Source organism: Kitasatospora sp. NPDC090091, from assembly GCF_044747365.1.
Classification (GTDB): domain Bacteria; phylum Actinomycetota; class Actinomycetes; order Streptomycetales; family Streptomycetaceae; genus Kitasatospora.
This window is the reverse complement of sequence record NZ_JBIVDY010000003.1, coordinates 132639-159257: the sequence shown is the minus strand read 5'-3', so window position 1 is coordinate 159257 and position 26619 is coordinate 132639. Positions and strand designations below refer to the sequence as shown.

Here is a 26619-nt window from a genome sequence, read left to right as displayed (position 1 = left end):
CGGCCCCTGCCGCTCATCGCAGCGGCAGGGGCCGCTGCGTCGTCCGGCCACCCCTGCCCCCTGGTCAGGGACCCGGGTCCGCCCGGGTGGCCCGACACCGCCGCCCCCGGTCCGCAGGGCCCTCAGGTGAGGGAGAAGAACAGCGTGTCCTGGGTGTACCAGTCGATGTCCCGGGTGGCGCGCTCCCACTCCTCGTGCTCGAACTCCAGCTTCTCGATGAGCTCCTGGACGTCGTAGCGGAAGTCCGGGTCCATCCGGTCCAGGACGGCGCGGTAGGCGTCGGCGGCGGGCTTGGCCTTGGCCAGCGGGAGGTGGCCGATGGCCGGGTAGCCGTCGACCGACCACGGGATGTGGGGGAACTCGTCGGGCAGACCGCCGTAGAGGTAGCCGTGGGGCAGCAGGTCGGCCGGCACGCCCAGGCGGCGCATCTCGTCGTCCACCAGGCCGAAGAACGTCGACGGCTTGGAGTAGGTGCCCAGCTGCGACGGGTCGGACGCGTTGCGGTCGATGACGAGCTGCATGGCGGCGTGGTAGGCGTTGCCCGCGCAGGCCGCACCGGAGTCCGCGCGCCCGGCTATCAGGTGGTCGAGGGCGTCGGGGACGGACAGGCCCCAGTCCACGTCCTGGTGGTCGAGGCTGTCCTGGTGCGCCTGGGCGAGCCGGCGCATGTTGCCGAGGCGGCGCTGCTGGTCCTCCGTCAGGTTGTCACCGGCACCGAGGAACGCCAGGACATCGGCCTTGTCGGCGGTGGAGTACGAGATGTTGTGGCTCATACCGATCATGATGCCAAGCAGCACCGACACGACGGACGGGCGGACCGCACCCCGGGCGCGAAAGCCGTTGGCCGACCGTCACCCCTTTGTGTCAGTATGACGATATGAGCAAGGAATTCACGGGGAACCCGCTCGACGCCCGCAACCGGGCGGAGCTGGTGGCCGCGGTCGCCGGCGGTGCGGAGCCGAAGTGGCTGCTGTTCTGGGGGCACCGGCCGCAGCGGGACGGGTCGATCGGTCCGGGGGCGCTGAGCCAGTGGTGGCCGTGCGCGTTCACCGTCGACGGCGTCGAGTACGCCTCCGCCGAGCACTGGATGATGGCCGGGAAGGCCCGGATGTTCGGGGACGAGGCGATCGTGCCCCGGATCCTCGGGGCCGCCACCCCCGCCGAGGCCAAGAAGCTCGGACGGATGGTCAAGGGCTTCGACGCCGCGGCCTGGACGGCCGGCCGGTTCGAGCTGGTCGTCCAGGGCAACCTCGCCAAGTTCGGGCAGGACGAGGCACTCGGGGAGTACCTGCTCGGCACCGACCGGCGCGTCCTGGTCGAGGCCAGCCCGGTGGACCGGATCTGGGGCATCGGACTCGCCGCCGACGACGAGCGGGCGCAGCGACCGGCCGCGTGGCGGGGGGAGAACCTGCTCGGCTTCGCCCTGATGGAGGCCCGCACCCGGCTGGCGCGGTGAGCACGGTCGCGCCCGTGCTGGACGGCACGGTCGTGCTGTCGACGGGAGCCACACTCGCCCTCGCACCCCGGGTCCTGCGGCCCGGGGCCCGGCCCGGGCACACCGCCGCGCCCAGGCCCGGCACCCGGCCGAGCACGAGGCCCGGCACGAGGCCCCCACGCAGCCGGGCACCCGGGCCGGAGGCGCTGCTCGCGCTCGTCGGCGTGCTGTTCCTCCTCAACCAACTGGCCTTCGCCGTCCACGTCCGGCGGGTGCACGACGGGAGCACCGCGTTCATCGCGCGCCACCTGCCGCCCGGGTGGTTCGCCGTGCCGCGCGACAGCCGGACGATCGACTGGCTCGCCGCGCACACACCCGCGCCGGAACTGCTCGCGCCGTCCGTCCTCCGCGTCCAGGCGTTCCTCGAACTGCCCCTCGTCCTCCTGGCGTTCGCCGCGGTGCTGCGCCGACTGGACCGCTCGCTGTACGTCCGGGTGGCCGGCTCCCCGCTGCTGCCGCTCGCCGCCGCCTCGTACACCGCGGCGTTCTGCGCGGTGGAGTGGGACCTGCGCAATCCCTACACGGTGGACGACATCCTCCTGCGGATCGCGTCGGCGCTCGTCACACCGCTGCTGCTCGCCCGGATCGCCTCGCGCGAACCGGACACCGGACCGACCGCGCCCCGGCCGGTCGTCTTCGCGATCGAGCTGTGGGCGTACGGCCAGCTGATGCTGGTGTTCTACGACACCGTGCTGCTCTACAACCTCGCCCGGCTGGACGAACAGCGGCTGGTGCGCGCGGTCGTCGCGCTCTCCGTGCTCGCCGCGACCCGCTTCGTGCCGCGCTCCGACGCTACACCGGGCCCGCGCGTCGCCGCGCTCACGGACGCCCTGGGCCGGGGACTCGTGCTGTTCTTCGTCCCCGCGCTCGCCGTCCGGTACGCCGGGAGCTTCGGTACGCCCGCGCTCGCTGCCGCGGCGGGCGCCGTGGTGCTGGTCGCCGCCACCGCCCGGCTCGCGCTCCCCGTCGCGGCGGGTGCGGCCGCGGGCTGCCTGACCGTCCTCTGCTTCACGGATCCCTACTACGAGGCCGCGCTCCTGCGGGCGGCCGTCGTCGCGCTCGGCACCGCGGGCACCGTCTGCGCGTTCCTGGACGCCAGTCGCAAGCCACTCGACGCACTCTCGTAACGTGACCGCCGTTTACCGACGCCAGGATGACCCGCAGTCAGGGTCGAGATGGACAGGGTGCGGCGATCATGCGGATACGGCACACGGAACAACCCAGAGCCCAACACACAGGTGAGAGCGAGCAGGACGCCATCGAACTACGGGCGGAGCTGGACGAGTTACTCCGCGCGCGGCAGTACGCCAACCAGCGCGAGCGCCGGCTCGCCGAAGCCGTCCGGGCCGTCCCGGAGCGGCAGCGGCCGGACGCCGAGCTGCTGCGACAGCTCGCCAAGGCCCGGACGCTGCGCGAGGAGATCGGCGCGCGCTGCCTGGAACTGAGCGAGCAACTCATGGAGTTGGAGCACCGCCTGCGCCAACCCGTCCCCCGCCAAGCGGCCCCGGGGCCGGCTCCCCGCCCGAGCGCCGACGCCCGGTTCGGGGGCGCGTACGACGATCCGTACGCCCCATCGGCGCCACAACCCGCTCCCCCGCCGCCCACCCCAGGAACCCGGTCCGCCCCAGGAACCCGGTCCGGCACCACGCAGGCCCGGTCCGACGACGTGCAGGCCCGCCCCGAGGAGCCCGAAGCCCCGGCGGCGGCCCCCCAGGCACCGCCCCCACCACCGCCCGCGCCCAAGCCGCCCCGCCGCCGCTCCCCCGGCGAACTCGCCGCCCTCGCCGAGCGGATCGTCACCCTGCACCGCCAGGGCGCCGCCCGGGAGAGCGCCGCCCTGCTCGACCAGGCCGCCGCCCTCCTCCTGCCGCCCGACACCGCCCGCCTCGCCGCACTGCTGGCCCGGGGCGGCCCGGACGGCGCCTCCGTCCGGCTGGCCCGCGGCGCCGCGAACGGCGAGCCCGAGCAGGCCGCCGCCACCCTCGCCGAGCTGCGCCAGGCCGGCCTCGCCGAGGAGGCCACCGAGCTGTTCCACGCCCTCTGGGGCCACCCGGCCGACGCCCTGCCGGCCCTGCTCGCCGCCCTGGAGCAGACCGGACAGCCCGCCGACGGCGCCACCCTGCTCTGGAACTGGGGCTCCGCACCGACCGCCGAACTGACCGCCCTCGCCGCCGCCCTGGAGCGGGCGGGCCGCGCCGGCGACGTCCGGACCCTGCTGCGCCAGGCGGCCGGCCGGCCCACCGCCGACCTCACCGCCCTGGTCGGCACGCTGCCCGCGCCGCTGCCCGCCGTCCTGCTGCACGAGCTCGCCGCGCTCCGCCCGTCCGCCGAACTGGTCCGGCTGGCCTCCGCGTTGAAGGACCGCCGGGAGCTCTACGACGGGCTGCTGGCCGTACTGACCGCGGACGAGGGCCGCCACCGCACCACGCTCGCCGCCCTCCGCACGGCCGGGCTGCCCACCACCCCCGCCGGCCGGCCCCGCTCCCGCTGGGGCCGGCGCTGAGCGAGCGGTTGCGCAAGCCACCGACCGGCAGCGCGGGTCAACAACACCGTCAGCAACGCCGGAGCCCCCGCCCGCCCGGAAGGGCGAACGGGGGCTCCGGGTCGAGCGGAGGGGCCTCAGCAGCCGATCAGCCGCGCCGCCAGGTACGACTTCACCTGGTCCAGCGAGACGCGCTCCTGCGACATGGTGTCGCGGTCGCGCACCGTCACGGCGTTGTCCTCAAGGGTGTCGAAGTCGACGGTGACGCAGAACGGCGTGCCGATCTCGTCCTGGCGGCGGTAGCGCTTGCCGATCGCGCCCGCGTCGTCGAACTCGACGTTCCACGCGGTGCGCAGGTCGGCGGCCAGGCCGCGGGCCTTCGGCGAGAGGTCGGCGTTGCGCGACAGCGGCAGCACCGCGACCTTGACCGGGGCCAGGCGCGGGTCGAGCCGCATGCCGACGCGCTTCTCCATGACGCCCTTGGCGTTCGGCGCCTCGTCCTCGAAGTAGGCGTCGATCAGGAAGGCCAGCATGGCGCGGTTGAGGCCCGCTGCCGGCTCGATGACGAACGGGAAGTACCGCTCGCCGGACTCCTGGTCGAAGTACTTGAGGTCCTGGCCGGAGGCCTCGCTGTGCACCGTGAGGTCGTAGTCGGTGCGGTTGGCGATGCCCTCCAGCTCGGAGAACTCGCTGCCACCGAAGTTGAAGCGGTACTCGATGTCCACCGTGCGCTTGGCGTAGTGGGAGAGCTTCTCCTTCGGGTGCTCGAAGAAGCGCATGTTCTCGGTCCGCAGGCCGAGGTCGACGTACCAGTCCCAGCGCTGCTGGAGCCAGTACTCGTGCCACTGCTCGTCCTCGCCCGGCTTGACGAAGAACTCCATCTCCATCTGCTCGAACTCGCGGGTGCGGAAGATGAAGTTGCCGGGGGTGATCTCGTTGCGGAAGCTCTTGCCGGTCTGGGCGATACCGAACGGCGGCTTCTTGCGCGAGGTGGTCTGGACGGCCTTGAAGTTGGTGAAGATGCCCTGGGCGGTCTCCGGGCGCAGGTAGGCCAGGCCGCTCGCCTCCTCGGTGACGCCGAGGTGGGTCTTCAGCATGCCGGAGAAGTCCTTGGGCTCGGTGAAGGAACCCTTGGTGCCGCAGTCCGGGCAGTTGATGTCCTGGAGGCCGTTCGGCGGCGGGAAGCCGTGCTTGGCCTCGTACTTCTCCTCCAGGTGGTCGGCCCGGTGGCGCTTGTGGCAGGAGAGGCACTCGGTCAGCGGGTCGTTGAAGGTCGCGACGTGGCCGGAGGCCTCCCACACCTCGCGGGCCAGGATCACCGACGAGTCGAGTCCGACGACGTCCTCACGGGCCTGGACCATCGCGCGCCACCACTGGCGCTTGATGTTCTCCTTCAGCTCGACGCCCAGCGGCCCGTAGTCCCAGGCGGCACGCGTGCCGCCGTAGATCTCGCTGCAGGGGTAGACGAAGCCACGGCGCTTGCTCAGGCTGACGATCGTGTCGATCTTGTCGGCGGCCACAGTGCTCTCTTCAGTACGACGGCACGGTCAGGGCACGGCTGGTTGCACGTTCCCGAATACCTCAGGTTACCGGCCATCCGGGTACGAGGTTCAAATCGGTATCGCCCGGCCCGTCCCGGCCACCCCCACCGACCGTTCACCCGCCCGAGTGATTTGACAATCATTTCCAATTAACCTGAGAATGGTTGTCATGATGATCCGACGACCTGCCGGCGCTTCCATGGCCTTGGCCGCCACCACCCTCACGGCCGCCCTCCTCCTCACCGCCTGCGGCGGGGACAGCAGCGCCAAGGGCACGGACGGCAAGCTGGACGTCGTCGCCTCCTTCTATCCGATGGAGTACCTCGCCGCGCAGATCGGCGGCGAGCACGTCAAGGTCATCGACCTCACCGCCGCCGGCGTCGAACCGCACGACCTGGAGCTCACCGCCAAGCAGGTGGCCGCCGTCAAGAAGGCCGGCGCGGTGGTCTACCTCAAGGGCCTGCAGCCCACCGTGGACAAGGCGGTGGCAGGCTCCTCCGCCAAGCACGTGGTCGACGCCGCCGCGGCCAGTCCGCTGGAGGACCACCACCTCGCGGAGGGCCACGCCGAGGGCGACGGCCACGACCACGACGGGGCCGCCGGCGACCCGCACATCTGGCTCGACCCGACCCGCTACGCGGCGGTCGCCAAGAGCGTCGGCGCCGAGTTCGCCAAGGCCGACCCGGAGCACGCCGAGGACTACCGGAAGAACACCGACGACCTGGTCGGCCGGCTCACCGCGCTGGACGAGGAGTTCAAGGCCGGCCTGAAGGACGCCGGGAACAGGACCTTCGTCACCAGCCACGCCGCCTTCGGCTACCTCGCCGAGCACTACGGCCTCACCCAGGTCGCCATCAACGGCGTCGACCCGGAGTCCGAGCCCACCCCGGCCCGCCTCGCCGACGTCCAGAAGGCCGCCAAGGAGAACGGCGTCACCACGATCTTCTTCGAGACCCTGGTCAGCTCCAAGCTCGCCGACACCGTCGCCAAGGACCTCGGCCTCAAGACCGCCGTCCTGGACCCGCTGGAGGGCCTCAAGGAGCCGGCCAAGGACGACTACCTGACGGTCATGCGCCAGAACCTGGCCAACCTCCGGGCCGCGCTCGGCGCCACCACCAGCTGACAGGACGGCAGAAGCGATGACCCACCTGACACCTCCGGCCGTGCACCTGCGTGCCGCCGTCGCCTCCCGCGGCGGCCGGCCGGTGCTGCGCGGCGTCGACCTGACCGTGGCCGCCGGCGAGGTCGTCGCCCTGCTCGGCGCCAACGGCTCCGGCAAGTCCACCACCGTCAAGGCCGTGACCGGCGCCGTGGCCCTGGAGCACGGCGAGCTGGAGCTGTTCGGCACGCCGTTCGCCAAGTTCCGCGCCTGGCACCGGATCGGCTACGTGCCGCAGCGCACCACCGCCGCCTCCGGCGTCCCGGCCACCGTCCGCGAGGTGGTCTCCACCGGCCGGCTGCCGCAGCACCGGCTGCTGCCGTTCCGGCGCCGGGACCGGGAGGCGGTGGACCGCGCGCTGACCGCCGTCGGCATGATCGACCGGGCCTCGGACGGCGTCGCCGACCTCTCCGGGGGCCAGCAGCAGCGGGTGCTGATCGCCCGCGCCCTGGTCGGCTCGCCCGACCTGCTGATCATGGACGAGCCGATGGCCGGGGTGGACGCCGCCAGCCAGCAGGTGCTCGCCGACACCCTGCGCAGCGAGGTCGCACGCGGCGCCGCAGTCCTGCTGGTGCTGCACGAACTCGGACCGCTGGAACCGCTGATCGACCGCACGGTGGTGCTCCGCGACGGCTGCGTGGCCCACGACGGGCCGCCCGTCCCCAACACCGGCCTGCACGCCCTGCCCGGCCACGACCACGTCCACCCGCACGCCGACCACACCCCGCCGAGGCTGCTCGCATGATCGACCTGACCGAGATGCTCAGCTACGACTTCATGCAGCGCGCCCTGCTCGCCGCCGTGCTGGTCGGCTTCACCGCACCCGCCGTCGGCATCTACCTGGTGCAGCGTCGCCAGGCGCTGATGGGCGACGGCATGGGCCACGTCGCGATGACGGGCGTCGGCCTCGGCTTCGTCTTCAACACCAGCCCGGTCTGGATGGCCGTGCTGGTCTGCGTGCTCGGCGCCGTCACGATGGAGCTGGTCCGCTCGCGCGGCAACCAGCGCGGCGACATCGCCCTCGCCCTGCTCTTCTACGGCGGCATGGCCTGCGGCAAGCTGCTGGTCTCCACGTCCGCCCAGGGCGGGGCCACGGCCCTGGAGAGCTACCTCTGGGGCTCGATCCTGACCGTGGACCCGGCGGATCTCGTCACCATCGCCGTCCTCGGCGCGGTGGTCATCGCCGTCACCGTCGGCCTGCGCCGCCAGCTCTTCGCGATCTGCCAGGACGAGGACTTCGCCCGGGTCACCGGCCTGCCGGTGCGCCTGCTCAACCTGCTGCTCGCCGTGATGGCCGCGGTCACCGTCACCGTGGCCATGCGGGTGGTCGGCCTGCTGCTGGTCAGCGCGCTGATGGTGGTGCCGGTGGTGGCCGCCCAGCAGCTCACCCGCTCCTTCGCCGTCACCCAGGCGGCCTCGATCGCGCTCGGCGTGGTCGTCTCGCTGGCCGGCGTCACCACCTCCTTCGAGGCCGAGCTGCCCCCCGGCCCCGCCATCGTGCTGCTGGCCATCGTCGTCTTCGCGGTCTTCAGCGCGATCGCCGGCCCGCTGGCCCGCCGCCGGCACCGGCCGGCCGCCGACGCCGGCCCGGCGGTCTGCGACGTGCGGCTGCCCGGCCAGGGTTCGTCCGGTCAGGGTCCGTCGGGCCGGGGTCCGTCCGGCCACGGTTCGTCCGGTCAGGGTCCGTCCGACGCGACCACTCCGGAGCGGAGGGCGGGGCTGGCACAATGAGGGGCGAGACGCCCACACCCCCAGGAGGACCCACGGTGACCACCGCAGGCCCGTCGCCGCGCGCCCGATCGACCCGGCAGCGTGCCGCCGTCTCGGCGGCCCTGGACGAGATCGCGGACTTCCGCAGCGCGCAGGAGCTCCACGACATGCTCAAGCACCGCGGCGACTCGGTGGGCCTGACCACGGTCTACCGCACGCTGCAGTCGCTCGCCGACGCGGGCGAGGTGGACGTCCTGCGCACCGCCGACGGCGAGGCCGTGTACCGCCGCTGCAGCAGCGGGCACCACCACCACCTGGTCTGCCGGCACTGCGGCGCCACGGTCGAGGTCGAGGGCCCGGCCGTCGAGCGCTGGGCCAACTCGGTCGCCGCCGAGCACGGGTTCAGCGACATCGCGCACACGCTGGAGATCTTCGGCACCTGCTCGGAGTGCGCCAAGAAGCAGGCCTGAGCCGGCAACAGGCCGGCACGGGACACGGAAGGGCCCCGCGGGACGCGTCCCGCGGGGCCCTTCCGGCTGTCCGGGCGTCGGCGCCGCACCGCTTCCGGCGCCGGCACCGGCGTCTCCGACGCGTCAGCGCTGCGAGGGCAGATCCGCCACCGCCGACTGGGCCACGTCGTTGGGGATCGCCCCGCCGAAGCGGCGGTCGCGCATCGCGTACTGCTCGCAGGCCCGCCAGAGGTCCCGGCGGTCGAAGTCCGGCCAGAGCACGTCCTGGAACACGAACTCGGCGTACGCGGACTGCCAGAGCAGGAAGTTGGACGTCCGCTGCTCGCCGCTCGGGCGCAGGAAGAGGTCCACGTCCGGCATGTCCGGGTGGTACAGGTACTTGGCGATGGTCTTCTCGTTGACCTTCCGCGGGTCCAGCTTCCCGGCCGCGACGTCGGCCGCGATGGCCTGCGCCGCGTCCGCCAGCTCGGCCCGGCCGCCGTAGTTGACGCACATGTAGAGCGTCACGGCGTCGTTGCCCTTGGTCTGCTCCTCGGCGACCTGGAGCTCCTGGACGACGCTCTTCCACAGCTTCGGCATCCGGCCGGCCCAGCGGATCCGCACGCCCATCGCGTCCATCTCGTCGCGGCGGCGGCGGATGACGTCCCGGTTGAAGTTCATCAGGAACTTCACCTCGTCGGGCGAGCGCTTCCAGTTCTCGGTCGAGAACGCGTACAGCGAGATGTTCTTCACGCCGAGCTCGATCGCGCCCCTGAGGACGTCCAGCACGACGCTCTCGCCGACCTTGTGGCCCTCGGTGCGCGGCAGCCCGCGCTCCTTGGCCCAGCGGCCGTTGCCGTCCATCACGATGGCCACGTGGTCGGGCACCAGCTCGCCGGGGATCTTCGGGGGCTGGGCGCCACTGGGGTGCGGGGTCGGGGGGACGTACGCCCGCTGCTTGCCGCCGCCGAAGAGCCGTCGCGCTACCATGTGCTCACTTCTCCACGTATCTCATCGAGCGGATGCCCCGCTCCAGGTGCCACTGCAGATAGGCCGCGACCAGGCCGCTGCCCTCCCGCCAGTACCTCGGCTCGCAGGTGTCGGCCGTCTGCCAGTCCCCTGACAGCAGCGCCCCGAGCAGTACCAGTGTCTCAGGGGAGGGTACGGCACATCCGGGCACTCGGCAGTCCGCGCAGAGCACGCCGCCCGCCTGGAGCGAGAAGAACCGGTTCGGGCCCTCCAGACCGCACTTGGCGCAGTCGGTGAAGCTCGCGCCGTACCCGTTGACCGCCAGCGAGCGCAGCAGGAAGGCGTCCAGCACCAGGTGCGACTCGTGCAGCCCGGCGGCCAGCGTGCGCAGCCCGCCGACCAGCAGCAGGTACTGCTGGACGGCCGGCTCGCCCTCGTTCTCGGCGAACCGCTCCGCCGTCTCCAGCATGGCCGTCCCGGCGGTGTAGCGCCCGTAGTCGGTGACGATCGAGCCGCCGTACGGGGCGATCGTCTCCACCTGGGTGCAGAGCGGCAACCCGCGGCCGACCAGCTCACTCCCCCGGCTGAAGAACTGCACGTCCACGTGCGAGAACGGCTCCAGCCGGGCACCGAACTTGGACTTGGTCTTGCGCACCCCGCGGGCCACCGCGCGCACCTTGCCGTGCTGGCGGGTGAGCAGGGTGATGATCCGGTCGGCCTCACCGAGCTTCTGCGCCCGGAGCACCACGCCGTCGTCCCGGAAGAGGCTCATGCCGCGGCCCCGCGGCCGGCGTCGAACAGTGTGGACATCCCACCATTGTCGCCCAGGACGGCGGGCGGCCGGCGCACGGAACGGTGGCAGCCGTGTGCCCGCACCGTGGCCGTGGGGGTGTGCCGGTCGGTGCGGGTCACGGCGGGCCCGGGAGGGGGGTTCGGGCCCGGTTCTGTGGGGGTCTCGGAACAGGGGGCGGCGGCCGGTCGACCGGGCCCGGAGGCCTCGGAGCCCGGAGCCTAGCGGGAGGCCCGGGTGGCCGCCTCCAGCAGCGCCCCGACCGTGCTCTGCGGCAGGTCCAGGCAGCGCCCGACCGCGGCCAGCGCCTCGCGCTCCTGCGGCAGGTAGCGCCCGTCGGCCAGGGCGATCGCGGCGCCCTGCAGCAGCAACCGCTCCCGGCCCTGCTCGGCCAGGTGCACGGAGAGCGGTTCGAGCACCGCGTGCAGCTCGACGGCCAGGCCCCCGGCCACGCCGTGGGCGTCGTAGAGCTCACCGCCGAGACCGGAGAGCGCGGCCAGCGCCGCCAGCACCTGGGCCTCACCGCAGTCCTCGAAGCCGGCCTCCCGGACGGCCGCGCAGGCCGCCTCGCGGGCCGCCCGGTGCGCGGTGCCGCCCGCCGCGAGCAGGGCCAGCGCGACGGTGTACTGCGCGTCGCGCAGCATCCCGCCCAGGCGGACGCAGGTGGGCTGCTCCAGGCTCTCCACCCCGTACCGGCCGTGGCAGGTGGTGCACTGCACGCTGCCCAGGACGGGGCCGAGCGGCAGCACCGGGGTACCGAGCAACCGCAGCCACCGCCGGCCGTGTTGCCGGCGGTAGTTGCGGTCGCCACCGCAGCCCGGGCAGAAGAAGTCACCGAGAACGTCAGTCCGCCACCGCGGGCGAACACCCCACAACCCTGTCACGGCGCCACTCCCCAGACACGGCAGGCGGCCTGCACAACCATGGGCAGGTCACGCGACCGGACACCGAGGCCGTCCCACCGACCCGGCTTTCCGGTGCGTCGATGTTGCCATGGTTACCGGCACGTGTCAGCACCTCGAACGGCCCGGAATCCGAAAAAGTGTGGCGCAGGCCACACCGGGCGGCGCCCCGCCCGGCCCCGGCCGCCCGGAACGGCGCCGGGCCGCCCCGAAGGACGGCCCGGCGACTACCACTCGTACGAACTACCCGCGCTGCGCGCGGTTGACGGCGCTGATCATCGCCTTCAGCGAGGCCAGCACGGTGTTGCCGTCGATGCCGACACCCCACAGCACCTTGCCCTCCACCGCGCACTCGACGTACGCGGCGGCCTGGGCGTCGCCGCCCTCGCTCAGCGCGTGCTCGGCGTAGTCCAGCACCCGGACGTCCACGCCGATCCGGGCCAGCGCGTCGGCGAACGCGGAGACCGGGCCGTTGCCGGTACCGGCCAGGGTGACCGGCTCGCCCCCGACGACGGCCTCGGCGGTCAGCGCGTCCCGGCCGTCCTCGGTGGTCAGGGTCCGCGAGCCGCTCAGCGAGATCCGGCCCCACGGGTTGGCCGTGGTCGGCAGGTACTCGTCCTCGAAGACCGCCCAGATGTCGGCCGGGGTGACCTCGCCGCCCTCGGCGTCGGTCTTGGCCTGGATGATCCGGGAGAACTCGATCTGCATCCGGCGCGGCAGGTCCAGCTTGTGGTCGTTCTTCAGGACGTACGCGACACCGCCCTTGCCGGACTGGCTGTTGACCCGGATGACGGCCTCGTAGGTGCGGCCGACGTCCTTCGGGTCGATCGGCAGGTACGGCACGCCCCAGGTGTGCTCCTCCACCGGTACGCCGGCCGCCTTCGCGTCCGCCTCCAGGGCGTCGAAGCCCTTCTTGATGGCGTCCTGGTGCGAGCCGGAGAAGGAGGTGTACACCAGGTCGCCGGCGTACGGGTGGCGCGGGTGCACCTCCATCTGGTTGCAGTACTCGGCGGTGCGGCGCACCTCGTCGATGTCGGAGAAGTCGATCTGCGGGTCGATGCCCTGCGAGAACAGGTTCATGCCCAGGGTCACCAGGTCGACGTTGCCGGTCCGCTCGCCCTGCCCGAACAGGCAGCCCTCGATCCGGTCGGCGCCGGCCATGTAGGCCAGCTCGGCGGAGGCGACGGCGGTGCCGCGGTCGTTGTGCGGGTGCACCGACAGGCAGACGTACTCGCGGCGGGACAGGTTGCGCGACATCCACTCGAACTGGTCGGCCTGGACGTTCGGGGTGGCCCGCTCGATGGTGGCCGGCAGGTTCAGGATGATCTCGCGGCCCTCGCCCGGCTGCCAGACGTCCATGACCGCCTCGCAGACCTCCAGCGCGAAGTCCAGCTCGGTGTCGACGAAGATCTCCGGCGAGTACTGGAAGCCGAAGACGGTGTCGTCGCCCAGCAGCTTGTCCGCGTACTCCATCACCAGCCGGGTCCCGTCGGTGGCGATCGCCTTGGTGGCTTCCTTGTCGTTGCGGAACACCACCCGGCGGAACAGCGGAGCGGTCGCGTTGTACAGGTGGACGGTCGCCCGCGGGGCGCCCACCAGCGACTCCACCGTCTTCTCGATCAGCTCCTCGCGCGCCTGGGTCAGCACCGAGATGGTCACGTCCTCCGGGATCGCGCCCTCCTCGATCAGCGACCGCACGAACGCATGGTCGGTGGCGCCGGAGGACGGGAAGCCGACCTCGATCTCCTTGTAGCCCATCGCGACCAGCAGGTCGAACATCTTCCGCTTGCGGGCCGGGGACATCGGGTCGATCAGCGCCTGGTTGCCGTCCCGCAGGTCGGTGGAGAGCCAGCGCGGCGCCTTGGTGATCACCTTCGACGGCCAGGTGCGGTCCGGCAGGTCGACGGTGCCGAACGGCAGGTAGCGGCCGTGGCGCATGCCCGCGGGCTGCTGGCGGACGGTCGCGGCGGTGATCGGGGTGGGACGGTCGGTGAAGGCCCGACCGGCGGGGACGGACGCGGCGGAGCTCTGCTCGGTCATGGAGGTGACTCTCGGCTTCCTGTGGATGCGGGGCGTGTCGGGGTGGATGGACACCCGACTGGCCGGCCTGCTGCCGCTCGCGACCCGTCGCTGGATCGCCCGATTCCTACGCGCACAGCACAGTCCCCGCGGCGAGGGAGCCGGCCCTTGGCGGACTACAGGCCCTCGACGCGGCAGCTAAGAAGAAGCAGCCCATTGCGCATGATGTGCTCCAGCGTAACCGAGCGGAGCGCGCCCCCGAAGCGAACCGGGCGGACATTCCACTCCGTGAGACGGCGCGCGATTTCGCCCGCGCCGGTGACAACACGTCACGCTTGCCTCACTCTTGGCCACATGACCGCTGAACCGGCGCTCTGCGCGATCGTTCCGCCGTACGTCCTGGACCGCCTCGCCGAGGACGGTCACGAGCCCGCCGCCCGCTCCCTCGCCCTCGACGCCGTGCACCGCACGGCCCGCCTCACCGCCGCCCCGCCCCAGCCCGGCTCCGACCGGCTCGACCGGGTGATCGGCGACGCCGAGCACACCGAACGCCTGCCCGGGCGCACCGTCCGCCGGGAGGGCCAGGACCCCGTCGACGACCATTCCGTCAACCACGCCTACGACGGCCTCGGCGCCACCTACGCACTCTTCGCCGACGCCTACGGACGTCGCTCGATCGACGACGAGGGCCTGCAGCTGGACGCCACCGTCCACTACGGCGTGCACTACGACAACGCCTTCTGGGACGGCCGGCAGATGGTCTTCGGCGACGGCGACGGCGAGGTGTTCGGCGACTTCACCGCCTGCATCGACGTGATCGGCCACGAACTCGCCCACGGCGTCACCCAGTTCACCGCCGGCCTGGAGTACCGGGGCCAACCCGGCGCGCTCAACGAGTCCGTCTCCGACGTCTTCGGCTCCCTGGTCAAGCAGTACGCGCTGCGCCAGGACGCCGCCGACGCGGACTGGCTGATCGGGGCCGGACTGCTCGCCCCGGGCGTGCAGGGCGTCGCGCTGCGCTCGATGAAGGCCCCCGGCACCGCGTACGACGACCCCCGGCTCGGCAAGGACCCACAGCCGGCGCACCTGCGCGACTACGTCCGCACCGCCCGGGACAACGGCGGCGTGCACATCAACTCCGGCATCCCCAACCACGCGTTCTACCTGCTCGCCACCGCGCTCGGCGGGCCGGCCTGGGAGCGGGCGGGGCGGATCTGGTACGACGCGCTGACCGGCCGGCGGCTCCCCTCCGACGCCGGATTCACCGCGTTCGCCCGGGCCACCGTGTCGGCCGCCAAGGCCCGATACCCCGAGCCCTCGGTGGCCGACACCGTGACGGCGGCCTGGGCACAGGTCGGCGTCAGCACCGTCTGACCGGCGGGATCCGCCGGGCGGGCGGCGGATCCCGCAAGGTCAAGGTCCGGGAAAACCCCGGCAAACACCATCCCTGCGTATCACCATGGACACCATGCGTATCCAGGTGACCCGGACCGGCGGCCTCGCGGGGCAGGTCCGCCATGCGGAACTCGACACCACCGAGCGGATCGACGCCCCGCACGTGCACGCGCTCGCCCGCGAGGCCGTCGCGGGCGGGCTGCGGGCGCCCTCGTACGGGGTGCCGGACGGCTTCCACTACGAGATCACCGTCGACGGCCGGACGGTCCACTGCGCCGACCCCAAGCTCACCGAGTCGCAGCGCGAGCTGGTCTCGCTGGTACTGCGCGAGGGCGCTTAGGGAGTCAGACACGCCCCACGGCCCGTCCTGTGGATCGGCCCGACACGGAACGGCGGCCCGTCCGGAGGTGTCCGGGCGGGCCGCCGTCGGGGCTCCGGGTCAGAAGCCGAGCTTGCGCAGCTGCTTCGGGTCCCGCTGCCAGTCCTTGGCCACCTTGACGTGCAGGTCCAGGTAGACCGGCGTGCCGAGCAGCGCCTCGATGTGCTTGCGGGCGGTGGTGCCGACGTGCTTGAGCCGCGCGCCCTTGGCGCCGATCACGATCGCCTTCTGGCTCTGGCGCTCGATGTAGACGTTGGCGTGGATGTCCAGCAGCGGGCGGTCCGCCGGACGGCCCTCGCGCGGGAGCATCTCCTCGACCACGACCGCCAGCGAGTGCGGCAGTTCGTCCCGGACGCCCTCCAGCGCCGCCTCGCGGATCAGCTCGGCGACCATGATCTGCTCGGGCTCGTCGGTGAGGTCGCCGTCCGGGTAGAGCGGCATGCCCTCCGGGAGCAGCTTGGTGATCAGCTCGGCCACCAGGTCGACCTGCTTGTCGCCGACGGCGGAGACCGGGATGATCTCTGCCCACTCGATGCCCAGCTCGACGCCGAGCTGGTGGATCGCGATGAGCTGCTCGGCGAGCCGCTTGGAGTCGACCAGGTCGGTCTTGGTGACGATGGCCACCTTGGGGGTCTTCTTGATCTCGGCGAGCTCCTTGGCGATGAACTTGTCGCCGGGGCCGAGCTTCTGGTCGGCGGGCAGGCAGAAGCCGATCACGTCGACCTCCGCCCAGGTGCTGCGGACCAGGTCGTTGAGGCGCTCGCCGAGCAGGGTGCGCGGCTTGTGCAGGCCGGGGGTGTCGACCAGGACGAGCTGGGCGTCCGGGCGGTGCACGATGCCGCGGACGGTGTGCCGAGTGGTCTGCGGGCGGTCGGAGGTGATCGCGACCTTCGTCCCCACCAGGGCGTTGGTCAGGGTCGACTTGCCCGCATTGGGACGGCCGACGAAGCACGCGAAGCCGGAGCGGTACGAGGAGGAAGGGGCATTCATGGGCTCCATTCTCCCTGATCACCCGAGCCGGGACGGACGCACCGCCAGGGTCAGCCCTTCTTGCCACCGCCCAGCGAGGAGATTCCCATGATCAGCACCATCAGCAGGAAGACCACCGAGCCCCAGAGCCAGAACGGCGAACCGGTCTCCTGCCACTTGCCCATCCCCATCACGCCCAGCAGCAGCCCCGCGAAGAACGCGTACGGCCCCATCTCCCCAGCCCTCTCACCGCGCCGACTTCCGGTGAGATTATCGGCTGAACGAGGTCGGCCATACAGCGCGGGCCGGGCGCCCGGGTCGCGGCCCCGGGCGCCCGGAGGTGCGTCGTCGGTCAGCGGGCCCCGACCGAGAGCCGCAGCGCGCCGTCCGGACCGGCCAGCAGCACCGGCGTCCCGGCCCCGCCGAGATCCCGCACGGCGGCCAGGTCGGCCTCGGCCGGCTCCCCGGCCTCGGTCACCACGGCCGCCGCCTCCAGCGACTTCGCGCCGCTGGCCACCGCCATCGCCACGGCCGTCTGCAGCGCGCTCAGCCGCAGCGACTCCAGCGCGACCGTCCCGGCCACGTAGGTGCGCCCGGTCTCGTCGCGCACCGCGGCCCCCTCCGGGACGCCGTTGCGGGCGCGGGCGGAGCGGGCCAGGGTGATGATCTTCTTGTCTTCGGGGTCGATCTCGACGATGTCACTCATGCCGCCGAGCATAGGGCGCCGCTCGGGCCGGCCGTCCGGACGTTCCACCGCTGCCGCCGGCCACCCGCCCCGGACGCGGACTCAGTGCCCCGGCGACATGGCGACTCGGCGAGTCAGTGACCCGGCGACCCGGCGAGTCAGTGGCCGACCGGGTTCGGCGGGCCGGGCCGCATGACCTTGACGAAGGTCTTGGGGCCGGACGGCAGCGGCTCCTCGTGGCCGGCGCGCCGCTGCCAGTACGGATTGTCGTGCGGCAGGTGACTGCTGACCCGCCCGTACATCCCGAAAGTGGTGAGCACCAGCCCGAAGATGAAGGCGAACAGCACGTTGGACATCCGGAAGTTCAGGATGTTGGCGTCCGGCCGGCCGAGCACCGTCAGGCCGTAGAAGCCCGAGAGCACGAACAGCACCCCGGCCGCCATGTTCAGGTTGGCGGCGAGGTTCCCACCGATGAAGGCGCCGATCACGAGGATGCCGCCCACCACGATGGAGAGGATGCTCAGCGCCCCGTTGGTGGACATCCCGGCGACCTTGTCGCCGCTGGTGGAGAGGAAGCCCGGGGTGTCGGCCAGCCCGAGGCAGCCGAACACGATCAGGAAGACTCCCCCGAGCCCCGCCCCGATCCGCCAGACCGTGTGGAGCTTGCGGTCGACGGGCAGTTCGTCTTGCAGCTTCATGGTGACCTCCGCAGGGGACGTCGGACGGCCTTGTCCACGCTACTCCGGTCTCCCGGAAGCGCTCGGCCGACGGCTAGCTGTAGGGGTGGCTCCCCTCCATGTGCGGCACCTCGTGCATGTAGAGCGAGCCGCACTGCTGGCAGCAGCGCAGCCCGGTGCCCCACTCCTCCTCCGCCCGGGTCTCGGCGTCGGTGTCCATCGTGCGGCCACAGAGGGCCGTCGCGGGATCTGCGGCCCGGACGACGTGCCAGGTGCTCGCCCCGGCCGACCGACCCTGCGGGCCGTACTCCGCACGCAGTAGATGAGTCATGACGCCATCGTCGCCCCGCCGCCGCCCGGGCGCTACTCGCCGACCTCCTCGGCGGGCCGGTCCGCCGACCGGCGGACCGGGAGGGCGACCATCGAGCCGATCCGGTTGCGCCGGCCGGCCGAGCTCTCGGCGGTGAGCCGGATCCCGGACAGCGTGGAGGTGGTGTCCTCCGGGAGCGGGATCTCGCAGGACGAGCCGGGGATCGGCACCCGGCCGAGGTGCTTGGCGAGCAGGCCGCCGACGGTCTCGACGTCCTCGTCCTCCAGCTCGATGCCGAACAGGTCGCCCAGGTCCTCGACCAGCAGCCGGGCGGTGATCCGGTACGAGCCGTCGCCGAGGTCCTCCACCGGCGCGATCTCCCGGTCGTACTCGTCGGTGATCTCGCCGACGATCTCCTCCAGGATGTCCTCGATGGTGACCAGCCCGGCCGTGCCGCCGTACTCGTCGATCACGATCGCCACGTGCGAGCGGATCTGCTGCATCTCGCGCAGCAGGTCGGCGGCCGGCTTGGAGTCCGGGACGAACACGGCCGGCCGCATCACGCTGCCGACCTCGTCCGACTCGGACTCCCGGTTGATGTGGGTGCGGCGGACGAGGTCCTTGAGGTAGACGATGCCGACCACGTCGTCCTCGTTGTCGCCGACCACCGGGATCCGCGAGAAGCCCGAGCGCAGCGCCAGGGTGAGCGCCTGCCGGACGGTCTTGTGCCGCTCGATCATCACCAGGTCGGTGCGCGGCACCATCACCTCGCGGACGATGGTGTCGCCCAGCTCGAAGACGGAGTGCACCATCCGGCGCTCCTCGTCCTCGATCACGTCGTTCTTCTCGGCGAGGTCGACCAGGGCCCGCAGCTCCGCCTCGGAGGCGAACGGGCCCTCCTTGTAGCCCTTGCCCGGGGTCAGCGCGTTGCCGAGCAGGATCAGCAGCTTCGGGATCGGGCCGAGCACGGCGGCCAGCGGAAGCAGCACGAAGGAGGCCGCCGTCGCGGTGGTCAGCGGGTGCTGACGGCCGATCGTGCGCGGCGAGACGCCGACCGCCACGAACGACACCAGCACCATCACGCCGAACGCCAGCAGCACGGCCTGCCAGGTCTCGTCGAGGTTGCGCACGCAGACCACGGTGACCAGCACCGCGGCCGCCATCTCGCTGGCCACCCGGATCAGGGTGGCCAGGTTGAGGTAGCGGATCGGGTCGGAGGCCACCGTCAGCAGCCGGGCCGACCCGCGCCGCCCGGCCCGGACGGCCTCCTCCGCACGGAACTTCGAGACGCGGGAGATGCCCGCCTCGGCGCACGCGGCCAGCCAGCCGAGCACGACGAGCAGCACGGCACCGAGGATGAAGCTCGTACTCTCACCACTCACAGGGGTTCGGGCTCCGCGCTCAGTGGGTGGTGGGGGCCGGGGAGATGCCGCCGAGGCCGCGGCCGGCCCGCCAGCCGTCCAGGATGGCCTTCTGGAGGCCGAACATCTCCTCCTCCTCGTCCGGCTCCTCGTGGTCGTAGCCGAGCACGTGCAGCACGCCGTGGACGGTCAGCAGCTGCAGCTCCTCGTCCATCGAGTGCTTGGACGGCGCCGCCTTGCCCTGCTGCTCGGCGACCTCGGGGCAGAGCACGATGTCGCCGAGCAGGCCCTGCGGCAGCTCTTCGCCCTCCTTGCCGGGGCGCAGCTCGTCCATCGGGAAGGACATCACGTCCGTCGGGCCCGGGAGGTCCATCCACTGGATGTGCAGCTCCTCCATCGCCGCACCGTCCACCAGGATCACGGACAGTTCGGACTGCGGGTGGATCCGCATCTTGTCCAGTGCGTAGCGGGCGACGTCGAGGATGGCTTCCTCGTCGGCGTCCCAACCGGACTCGTTGGCGATGTCGATCGACATGACGGGCTGGTTACTCAGCTTTCGGTGCGATGGGACTGTCGGGGTGCGCGGGGCGCGGTCGCCTTGCCGGAGCGCCGCTGGGCGGGCTTGCGGGCGGCCTGCGGAGCGGTGTCCTCGGCCTCCTGGCGGGCGTCCCAGCGCTCGTAGGCGTCCACGATCCGGCCGACCAGCTTGTGGCGGACCACGTCGGTGCTGGTGAGGACGGAGAAGTGGATGTCGGGCACGTCGGCCAGGATCTCCTGGACGACCTTGAGGCCGCTGCGGGTGCCGCCCGGGAGGTCGATCTGGCTGGTGTCGCCGGTGACGACCACCCGGGAGTTGAACCCGAGGCGGGTGAGGAACATCTTCATCTGCTCGGGCGAGGTGTTCTGGGCCTCGTCCAGGATGATGAAGGCGTCGTTGAGGGTGCGGCCGCGCATGTAGGCGAGCGGGGCGACCTCGATGGTGCCGGCCGCCATCAGCCGCGGGATGGAGTCCGGGTCCATCATGTCGTGCAGCGCGTCGTAGAGCGGGCGCAGGTACGGGTCGATCTTCTCGTAGAGGGTGCCGGGCAGGAAGCCCAGCCGCTCCCCCGCCTCGACGGCCGGACGGGTCAGGATGATCCGGTTGACCTCCTTGGCCTGGAGGGCCTGGACGGCCTTGGCCATCGCGAGGTAGGTCTTGCCGGTACCGGCCGGGCCGAGGCCGAAGACGATCGTGTGCTTGTCGATCGCGTCGACGTAGCGCTGCTGGTTGAGGGTCTTGGGGCGGATGGTGCGGCCCCTGTTGGACAGGATGTTCGCGGTGAACACCTGCGACGGCGCCGGGCTGTCCGGGTCGTCGACGGCGCTCCGGAGCATGGCGATGGAGCGCTCCACGGAGTCCTCCGTCAGGGGTTGGCCGGTGCGCAGCACCAGCATCATCTCGTTGAAGAGCTGCTGGACGAGGGCCACTTCGGCGCGCTCTCCGGTGGCGGTCACCTCGTTGCCGCGGACGTGGATGTCGGCGGCGGGGAAGCCCCGTTCGATCACCCGCAGCAGCGAGTCGGCAGTGCCGAGCAGGGTGACCATCGGGTGCTTCTCGGGGACGACGATCCGGGCGCTGACGCGGCCGTCGTCGGCCGGCTCGGGGCGCGACTGTCCGTTGGTACGGGTCTGCGATGTGTCACTCATAGGTCGGCGCTGAGGCCTGCCTCATCCCATCCGTCTCTCGTGGGCCGCTCGGTTCTCTCCGGGGCACCAGGGTACGCCGCGCACGTGATCGCCGCGGCGGGCGGCCGGGCCGCACCCGACGATGCTGCGGCAGATCGCGGGGCGGCGCGAGCGGTTTTCCACGCCGGTCACGGCCGGGCCGCCGGGCGCCGCGCGGTCCCGGCCGGGGCTGCGGCCCGGGCCGCGGCGGACGGTCACCGGCGGCGCCGGGGCGGCACGGGCACCCGGGCGAGGTCCTCGGCGAGCACCACCGTGCCGTCGAAGTGCTTGCGGGCGTCGGCGAGGTGCTGGCCGAGGTCCGGGTAGCGCTGCGAGAAGTGGGTCAGCACCAGGGTCTGGACGCCGGCCTCGGCGGCCACCTTGGCGGCCTGGCCGGCGGTGAGGTGGCCGTGGTCCTCGGCGAGCCGGGCGTCGGCGTCGGTGAAGGTCGCCTCGATGACCAGCAGGTCGGCCCGCTCGGCGAGCTCGTGGACGCCCTCGCAGAGCCGGGTGTCCATCACGAAGGCGAAGCTCTGGCCGGGCCGGGGCTCGCTGACCTGGTCCAGGGTGACCCGCCGGCCGTCCACCTCGATCGCCCCGAGGTGCTGCAGCCGGCCGACGTCCGGCCCCGCGATGCCGAGGGCGGCGAGCCGCCCGGGCACCAGCCGGCGGCCGTCCGGCTCGGTGAGCCGGTAGCCGAAGGACTCGACCGGGTGCGAGAGCCGGACGGCGTCCAGCGCGAAGCGGGCGCCGGGTGCCGGCAGCGGGCCGGGCTCGTCGATCGGACGGGGGCGCAGCACGGCCGTCTCGTGGAAGGCCGTGGCGTGCCGCAGCCGCTCGAAGTAGACCTCGCCGGAGGCCGGGAAGTAGACGTCCACCGGGTGCGGCACGCGGTCCAGGTTGATCCGCTGGATCACCCCGGCGAGGCCCAGGCTGTGGTCGCCGTGGAAGTGCGTCACGGCGATCCGGGTCAGCTGGGTGGCGGAGACCCCGGCGTGCAGCATCTGCCGCTGGGTGCCCTCGCCGGGGTCGAACAGCAGGCCCTCGCCGTCCCAGCGCAGCAGGTAGCCGTTGTGGTTGCGGTGCCGGGTCGGCACCTGGCTGGCGGTGCCGAGGACGACGAGTTCGCGCTGTGACACGTCGGTCAGACCATGCGCTCGTTCATCGGGATGCCACCGAGCACGTGGACGTGCGCGTGGAAGATGGTCTGCCCCGCGCCGGCACCCGTGTTGAAGATCAGACGGTAGTCCCGGATGCCCTCGTCCTCGGCGACCCGGCCGGCCTCGGCGAGCAGCTCGCCGGCGATCTCCGGCTCGGCCGCGGCCAGCGCGGCGGCGTTCGGGTAGTGGACGTGCGGGATGACCAGGACGTGGGTCGGGGCCTTCGGGGCGATGTCGCGGAAGGCGAGGGTGCGCTCGGTCTTGCGCACCACGGTGGCCGGGATCTCGCCCGCCACGATCTTGCAGAACAGGCAGTCGGACTGCGGCTCGCCGGCCATCGGGGTCTCCTCGCGGTGTCGCACGGTGTCGGTCGGGGCGTACGGCCGCATGCTAGCCGAGCCGCGCCGTGGCCTGCTGGTACTCGCTCAGATGCTTCCAGCGCACCACGCGGACTCCGAAGACCTCCTCGTCCTCGAAGTCCTCGGTGATCAGCGAGACGGCGATGATCACGAAGCCGATCGCCCAGCGCTTGGTGAGCCGCCAGGTGTGCGGGCGGCTGCCGTCCTTCTTGCGGATCACCCGGAGCGCCATCAGGCCCTTGCCCACGCTGAAGCCGGTGAGCCGGGCGAACAGCACCTGGTTGACGTAGGAGACGCCGAAGCCGACGGCGAGCAGGGCCATGAAGTAGGAGCCGGGATTGTCGCTCTTCGGGCCGCCGACGGCCTTGGCGGCGATGACGCCCAGGACGACGGCGAGCAGCCAGTCGAGGAGGATCGCCGGGTAGCGGCGGAAGCCGCTCGCCTCCTTCGGCCGGGGCACCCGGGCCCAGGGCGCCTGCTGCGGCTCCTGCCCGTGGGGCTGCTGGTGGCCGTACGACTGGGCCTGCGCGTACTGCTGCGGGTGCCCGTACTGCTGGGGCTGGCCGTACTGCTGTGACTGGCCGTACTGCTGCGGCGGCACCTGCCCGTACGGCTGGGGCTGGCCGTACGGCTGCTGGGGCGGGTACGGCTGCTGCCCGTAGGGCTGCTGCGGGGCGTACTGCTGCGAACCGTACGAACCCGGTGGATATCCCTGTGCCACGACCCGCCCCCGTACTTACCGATGATCAAGCCTACCGATGATCAAGAACAGCCCCGCATCCTACCCAGGCCCGGAGCGGGAGGTCGGACCGGCCGACCCCCCGCTCCCCCGCGGCTACTGCCAGGGCATCGGCGGCGGCGTCTTGGCCGGAGTCTCGGCCAGGGCGGCCAGCGCGATCCGGACGCCCTCCGCCAGCTGCGGGTCCTCCCCCGCGGCCCAGTGGTGCGGCGCGAACGGCACCTCGACGTCCGGGTCGACGCCGTGGTTCTCCACGCCCCAGCCGTAGCCCTCCAGCCAGAAGGCGTACTTGGGCTGGGTCACCAGCGTGCCGTCGACCAGGCTGTAGCGGCTGTCGATGCCGATCACCCCGCCCCACGTCCGGGTGCCGACCACCGGGCCGAGCTTCAGCGCCTGGATGGCGGCGTTGACGATGTCGCCGTCCGAGCCGGAGTACTCGTCGGCGAGCGCCACCACCGGTCCGCGCGGGGCGTCGCCGGGGTAGGGCACCGGGCTGGTGATGTCCCGGGCGACGTCCCAGCCGACGATCCGGCGCGCCAGCTTCTCGATCACCAGCTGGGAGGTGTGGCCGCCCCGGTTCTCCCGGATGTCGACGATCACGCCCTCCTTGGCCATCTCCGAGCGCAGGTCCCGGTGGATCTGCGCCCAGCCGGTGGTCTGCATGTCGGGGATGTGCAGGTAGCCGAGCCGGCCGCCGGACAGTTCGCGCACGGCGGCCCGCCGGCCGGACACCCAGTCGTGGTAGCGCAGCGGCTCGTCGTCGGCGAGCGGGACGACCACCGGGTGGCGCTGGTCGGTGCCGTCCTTGCCGGCCACGGTCAGCTCGACCGGCTGCCCGGCGGTGCCGGCCAGCAGCGGCGCCGGACCGGTGACCCGGTCGACCGGGCGGCCGTTGACGGCGAGGATCGCGTCGCCCGGCCGGATCGCGGCGCCGGGCGCGGCCAGCGGCGAGCGGGCCCGCGGGTCGGAGGACTCGCCGGGCAGGATGCGGGCGATCCGCCAGACGTCCCCGTCCTTGACGAGGTCCGCGCCGAGCAGGCCCTGCCGGCGGGCGGCCTCGGTGTGGACGCCGTGCGGCAGCACGTAGGCGTGCGAGGTGCCGAGCTCGCCGTGCACCTCCCAGAGCAGGTCCACCAGGTCGTCGTGCGAGCCGACCCGGTCCACCAGCGGCCGGTAGCGGTCCAGCACGCCGGCCCAGTCCACCCCGTCGAGGTCGGGGCGCCAGTAGTTGTCGCGCATCAGGCGGCCGTTCTCCTCGTACATCTGCCGCCACTCGGCCGCCGGGTCGACGGTGACCCGCAGCCGGGTGAGGTCGACGTCGACCTCGTCGTCCTCCCCCGCCTTGTGGTCGGCCGGGACGATCCGCAGCCCGCCCTCGTCCAGCACGGCGATCCGGCTGCCGTCGCCGCTGACCGCGAACCCGTCGAGGCCGTCGACCAGCTGCTCGGCCCGGCGCTTGCGCAGGTCGAACCGCTCCAGCGCCGGGCGCGGCCGCTCGTCCTCCAGCGAGGCCGCCTCGTCGCCGAGCTCGCCGATCAGCGGGACCCTCGTCCAGAGCACGGCGTCCTTGGCGGTGCGCAGGGTGCCGAACCGGCCGCCCTCGACCGGGAACGGGATGATCCGGTCGGCGATGCCGTCCAGGTCGACCCGGGTGACCGGCGGCGCGTCCCCGGTGGACTCCTCGCCGTCCGCCTTCCGGCCCTTGGGCTCGTCCTCCTCCCCGCCGACCGGCCGCCCGGCCCGCTGCGGCCCGAACGGGGACGGCGTGTCGGCGGCCAGCGTGACCAGGTACGGGCGGCAGCCGTTGGGGAACGACAGGTCGAAGACGTGCGAGTCGTAGACCGGGTCGAAGTTGCGCACCGAGAGGAACGCCAGGTGGCGGCCGTCGGCGGTGAAGGCGGGCGAGGTGTCGACGAACCGCTGCGGGGTGACCTCGCTGACCGTGCGGGTGGCCAGGTTGGCGAGCACGATCTGGCGTAGCGAGAAGGGGCCCATGCCGGGGGCCGGGCGGGACCAGGCCAGCCAGGCCGAGTCGGGGCTGAACGCCAGGCCGCTGACCTCGCCGTCGGTACTGCGCTCCAGCTCGTGGACGGTGCCGTCGGCGAGCACGACCAGCAGCACCCGGCCGTCGTGCGAGCCGACCGCGGCCTGCTTGCCGTCCGGGGAGACGACCAGCGAGCGGACCCGGCCGAGCCGGCCGCCGGCCAGCCGGCGGCGCTCCGCGCCGAGCACGGCGGGGGCGTACTCCAGCGCGTCGTCGCCGTCCGCGTCGGTCACCCAGAGCACACCCTGCCCGCCGTCCTCGCCCGGCACCACCCGGGCCTGCCGGCCGCGGACGCCGGGCGTCTCGTCCAGCACCCGGGCCGGGCCCTCGCGGTGGGTCAGCCAGTGCACGGTGCCGCGGACGACGACGGCGCCGGCCCGGCCGGTGCGGTCGGGGGCGGCGCTCTCCAGCCAGTGCGCGGCGTGCACCGGGCGGGGGCGGCGCCCGGCCCGCTGGCCGGCCGGGCGGACGTCCAGGCGGCGCGGCTCGGCGCCGGTCAGGTCGTCCAGCAGCCAGAGGTCTCCGGCGCTGTGCCAGACCACCCGGGTGCCGTCGGTGCTCGCGTTGCGGGCGTAGAAGCCGTCCGGCGAGGTGGTGTGGCGGCGCAGGTCGGAGCCGTCGGGGAGGCTGGAGTAGAGCGCGCCGACGCCCTCGTGGTCGGCGAGGAAGGCGATCCGGTCGCCGACCCAGAGCGGCGAGGAGAGCTGGCCGTCGAGGTCCTCGTGGACCCGGACGAACTCCTCGCGGCCGATCCAGAGCTTGCCGGCCCGGCCGCCCCGGTACCGCTTCCACCAGGCCGGCTCCCGGTTGTTCACGGTGGAGAGCAGCACCCGGTCGCCGTCCGGCTCGAACGCCAGCCCGCCGATCGGCCCGTACGGCAGCCGGACCGGCTCGCCGCCGTCCAGCGGCACGGCGTGCGCCCAGGTGCGGCGCAGCGTGGACTGCCCGGCGGTGGTGGTGGCGACCGGCCGGCCGTCGGCCGTCCACCCCTCCAGCCGGGTCTGGCCGCTGCCCCAGTAGGTCAGCCGGCGGGACGGGCCGCCGTCCACCGGGGCGACGTGCACCTCGGGGGCGCCGTCCCGGGCGGAGGTGAAGGCGACGTGCAGGCCGTCCGGGGAGAAGCGCGGGTTGCGGACCGGGGCGTGGTCGGCGGTCAGCCGCCAGGCCCGTCCGCCGTCCACCGGAGCCAGCCAGACGTCGTTCTCGGCCACGAAGGTGACCAGGTCACCGTGCAGGTGCGGGTGGCGCAGGTAGGCGCCGGCGGAGGTGCTCGGGGATTCGCTCACTCCGCCAGCCTAGGCACGTACGCGTACGATGCACC

General features: G+C 72.7%; 27 protein-coding genes. 9 read left to right on the top strand and 18 right to left on the bottom strand.

Annotated elements, in window-relative coordinates:
• Positions 1 to 122: 122 nt before the first annotated feature.
• On the bottom strand, positions 123 to 773 hold the full coding sequence (locus ACIPSC_RS06400; RefSeq protein ID WP_400823585.1) for a hypothetical protein: 651 nt from the start codon (positions 771 to 773) through the stop codon (positions 123 to 125).
• Positions 774 to 877: 104 nt separating this feature from the next.
• On the opposite strand from ACIPSC_RS06400, the gene ACIPSC_RS06395 reads away from it, so the two are divergent.
• The 3 genes from ACIPSC_RS06395 to ACIPSC_RS06385 all read left to right on the top strand — a co-directional run bounded on the left by ACIPSC_RS06395 (position 878) and on the right by ACIPSC_RS06385 (position 3998).
• The gene (locus tag ACIPSC_RS06395) at positions 878 to 1456 is read left to right on the top strand and encodes an NADAR family protein (RefSeq protein ID WP_400823583.1); all 579 of its coding nucleotides are present in this window, start codon (positions 878 to 880) and stop codon (positions 1454 to 1456) included.
• Positions 1453 to 2622 (top strand): hypothetical protein, encoded by a 1170-nt coding sequence (locus ACIPSC_RS06390; RefSeq protein WP_400823581.1) that lies wholly within the window; start codon positions 1453 to 1455, stop codon positions 2620 to 2622. Before ACIPSC_RS06395 ends, ACIPSC_RS06390 begins: the two co-directional genes overlap by 4 nt.
• 68 nt (positions 2623 to 2690) lie before the next feature.
• A complete protein-coding gene (locus ACIPSC_RS06385; RefSeq protein WP_400823579.1) occupies positions 2691 to 3998 on the top strand; it encodes a hypothetical protein in 1308 nt (435 codons plus the stop codon).
• A 116-nt stretch (positions 3999 to 4114) separates the two neighbouring features.
• Here the strand turns inward: ACIPSC_RS06385 and ACIPSC_RS06380 are convergent, their stop codons facing one another.
• Positions 4115 to 5497 (bottom strand): glycine--tRNA ligase, encoded by a 1383-nt coding sequence (locus tag ACIPSC_RS06380; RefSeq protein WP_400823577.1) that lies wholly within the window; start codon positions 5495 to 5497, stop codon positions 4115 to 4117.
• A 190-nt stretch (positions 5498 to 5687) separates the two neighbouring features.
• On the opposite strand from ACIPSC_RS06380, the gene ACIPSC_RS06375 reads away from it, so the two are divergent.
• The 4 genes from ACIPSC_RS06375 to ACIPSC_RS06360 are packed head-to-tail and all read left to right on the top strand — an operon-like array spanning position 5688 to position 8857.
• Complete coding sequence (locus tag ACIPSC_RS06375; RefSeq protein ID WP_400823575.1) at positions 5688 to 6641, top strand: metal ABC transporter substrate-binding protein; 954 nt, start codon at positions 5688 to 5690, stop codon at positions 6639 to 6641.
• A 16-nt stretch (positions 6642 to 6657) separates the two neighbouring features.
• Positions 6658 to 7422, top strand: a complete 765-nt coding sequence (locus tag ACIPSC_RS06370) for a metal ABC transporter ATP-binding protein (protein WP_400823573.1) — start codon at positions 6658 to 6660, stop codon at positions 7420 to 7422.
• Positions 7419 to 8408 carry a metal ABC transporter permease gene (locus ACIPSC_RS06365; RefSeq protein WP_400823570.1) on the top strand — a complete coding sequence of 330 codons (990 nt, stop codon included), beginning with the start codon at positions 7419 to 7421 and terminating at the stop codon, positions 8406 to 8408. The genes ACIPSC_RS06370 and ACIPSC_RS06365 overlap by 4 nt, the downstream gene beginning before the upstream one ends.
• Before the next feature lie 35 nt (positions 8409 to 8443).
• Positions 8444 to 8857, top strand: coding sequence for a Fur family transcriptional regulator (locus tag ACIPSC_RS06360; RefSeq protein WP_400823568.1), 414 nt, complete (start codon positions 8444 to 8446; stop codon positions 8855 to 8857).
• A 123-nt stretch (positions 8858 to 8980) separates the two neighbouring features.
• On the opposite strand, the gene ACIPSC_RS06355 is transcribed toward ACIPSC_RS06360, so the two are convergent.
• From ACIPSC_RS06355 to leuA, 4 genes are all read right to left on the bottom strand, one after another.
• Entirely contained in the window at positions 8981 to 9826 is an 846-nt protein-coding gene (locus tag ACIPSC_RS06355; RefSeq protein ID WP_400823566.1) for an isoprenyl transferase, read from the bottom strand.
• Between the two features lie 4 nt (positions 9827 to 9830).
• Entirely contained in the window at positions 9831 to 10577 is a 747-nt protein-coding gene (recO, locus tag ACIPSC_RS06350; RefSeq protein ID WP_238741029.1) for a DNA repair protein RecO, read from the bottom strand.
• A gap of 239 nt (positions 10578 to 10816) precedes the next feature.
• On the bottom strand, positions 10817 to 11479 hold the full coding sequence (locus tag ACIPSC_RS06345; protein WP_400823563.1) for a TerB family tellurite resistance protein: 663 nt from the start codon (positions 11477 to 11479) through the stop codon (positions 10817 to 10819).
• A gap of 261 nt (positions 11480 to 11740) precedes the next feature.
• Positions 11741 to 13537, bottom strand: coding sequence for a 2-isopropylmalate synthase (gene leuA / locus ACIPSC_RS06340; protein WP_400823561.1), 1797 nt, complete (start codon positions 13535 to 13537; stop codon positions 11741 to 11743).
• Positions 13538 to 13870: 333 nt separating this feature from the next.
• Here leuA and ACIPSC_RS06335 point away from each other — a divergent pair, with 333 nt between their 5' ends.
• The gene (locus ACIPSC_RS06335) at positions 13871 to 14890 is read left to right on the top strand and encodes a M4 family metallopeptidase (protein WP_400823559.1); all 1020 of its coding nucleotides are present in this window, start codon (positions 13871 to 13873) and stop codon (positions 14888 to 14890) included.
• A gap of 94 nt (positions 14891 to 14984) precedes the next feature.
• The gene (locus ACIPSC_RS06330) at positions 14985 to 15251 is read left to right on the top strand and encodes a protealysin inhibitor emfourin (protein WP_313763702.1); all 267 of its coding nucleotides are present in this window, start codon (positions 14985 to 14987) and stop codon (positions 15249 to 15251) included.
• Between the two features lie 99 nt (positions 15252 to 15350).
• On the opposite strand, the gene era is transcribed toward ACIPSC_RS06330, so the two are convergent.
• The 12 genes from era to ACIPSC_RS06270 form a co-directional block, all read right to left on the bottom strand.
• Complete coding sequence (gene era / locus ACIPSC_RS06325; protein WP_400823555.1) at positions 15351 to 16280, bottom strand: GTPase Era; 930 nt, start codon at positions 16278 to 16280, stop codon at positions 15351 to 15353.
• Positions 16281 to 16330: 50 nt separating this feature from the next.
• The gene (locus tag ACIPSC_RS06320; RefSeq protein WP_400823553.1) at positions 16331 to 16492 is read right to left on the bottom strand and encodes a hypothetical protein; all 162 of its coding nucleotides are present in this window, start codon (positions 16490 to 16492) and stop codon (positions 16331 to 16333) included.
• Between the two features lie 119 nt (positions 16493 to 16611).
• The gene (locus ACIPSC_RS06315) at positions 16612 to 16977 is read right to left on the bottom strand and encodes a cytidine deaminase (RefSeq protein ID WP_313763704.1); all 366 of its coding nucleotides are present in this window, start codon (positions 16975 to 16977) and stop codon (positions 16612 to 16614) included.
• Between the two features lie 125 nt (positions 16978 to 17102).
• Positions 17103 to 17642, bottom strand: a complete 540-nt coding sequence (locus ACIPSC_RS06310; protein ID WP_400823551.1) for a DUF4383 domain-containing protein — start codon at positions 17640 to 17642, stop codon at positions 17103 to 17105.
• A 73-nt stretch (positions 17643 to 17715) separates the two neighbouring features.
• Entirely contained in the window at positions 17716 to 17952 is a 237-nt protein-coding gene (locus ACIPSC_RS06305) for a hypothetical protein (RefSeq protein ID WP_400823549.1), read from the bottom strand.
• 32 nt (positions 17953 to 17984) lie between these two features.
• Entirely contained in the window at positions 17985 to 19313 is a 1329-nt protein-coding gene (locus tag ACIPSC_RS06300) for a hemolysin family protein (RefSeq protein ID WP_400823547.1), read from the bottom strand.
• Positions 19314 to 19332: 19 nt separating this feature from the next.
• On the bottom strand, positions 19333 to 19827 hold the full coding sequence (ybeY, locus tag ACIPSC_RS06295; RefSeq protein ID WP_238741059.1) for an rRNA maturation RNase YbeY: 495 nt from the start codon (positions 19825 to 19827) through the stop codon (positions 19333 to 19335).
• Positions 19828 to 19841: 14 nt separating this feature from the next.
• A complete protein-coding gene (locus ACIPSC_RS06290; RefSeq protein ID WP_400823545.1) occupies positions 19842 to 20978 on the bottom strand; it encodes a PhoH family protein in 1137 nt (378 codons plus the stop codon).
• A gap of 233 nt (positions 20979 to 21211) precedes the next feature.
• A complete protein-coding gene (locus ACIPSC_RS06285) occupies positions 21212 to 22135 on the bottom strand; it encodes a ribonuclease Z (RefSeq protein WP_400823542.1) in 924 nt (307 codons plus the stop codon).
• 5 nt (positions 22136 to 22140) lie between these two features.
• The gene (locus ACIPSC_RS06280; protein WP_395298673.1) at positions 22141 to 22494 is read right to left on the bottom strand and encodes a histidine triad nucleotide-binding protein; all 354 of its coding nucleotides are present in this window, start codon (positions 22492 to 22494) and stop codon (positions 22141 to 22143) included.
• A gap of 52 nt (positions 22495 to 22546) precedes the next feature.
• Positions 22547 to 23236, bottom strand: a complete 690-nt coding sequence (locus tag ACIPSC_RS06275; protein WP_400823540.1) for an RDD family protein — start codon at positions 23234 to 23236, stop codon at positions 22547 to 22549.
• A 114-nt stretch (positions 23237 to 23350) separates the two neighbouring features.
• Complete coding sequence (locus tag ACIPSC_RS06270) at positions 23351 to 26584, bottom strand: PDZ domain-containing protein (RefSeq protein ID WP_400823538.1); 3234 nt, start codon at positions 26582 to 26584, stop codon at positions 23351 to 23353.
• Between the last annotated feature and the right edge of the window lie 35 nt (positions 26585 to 26619).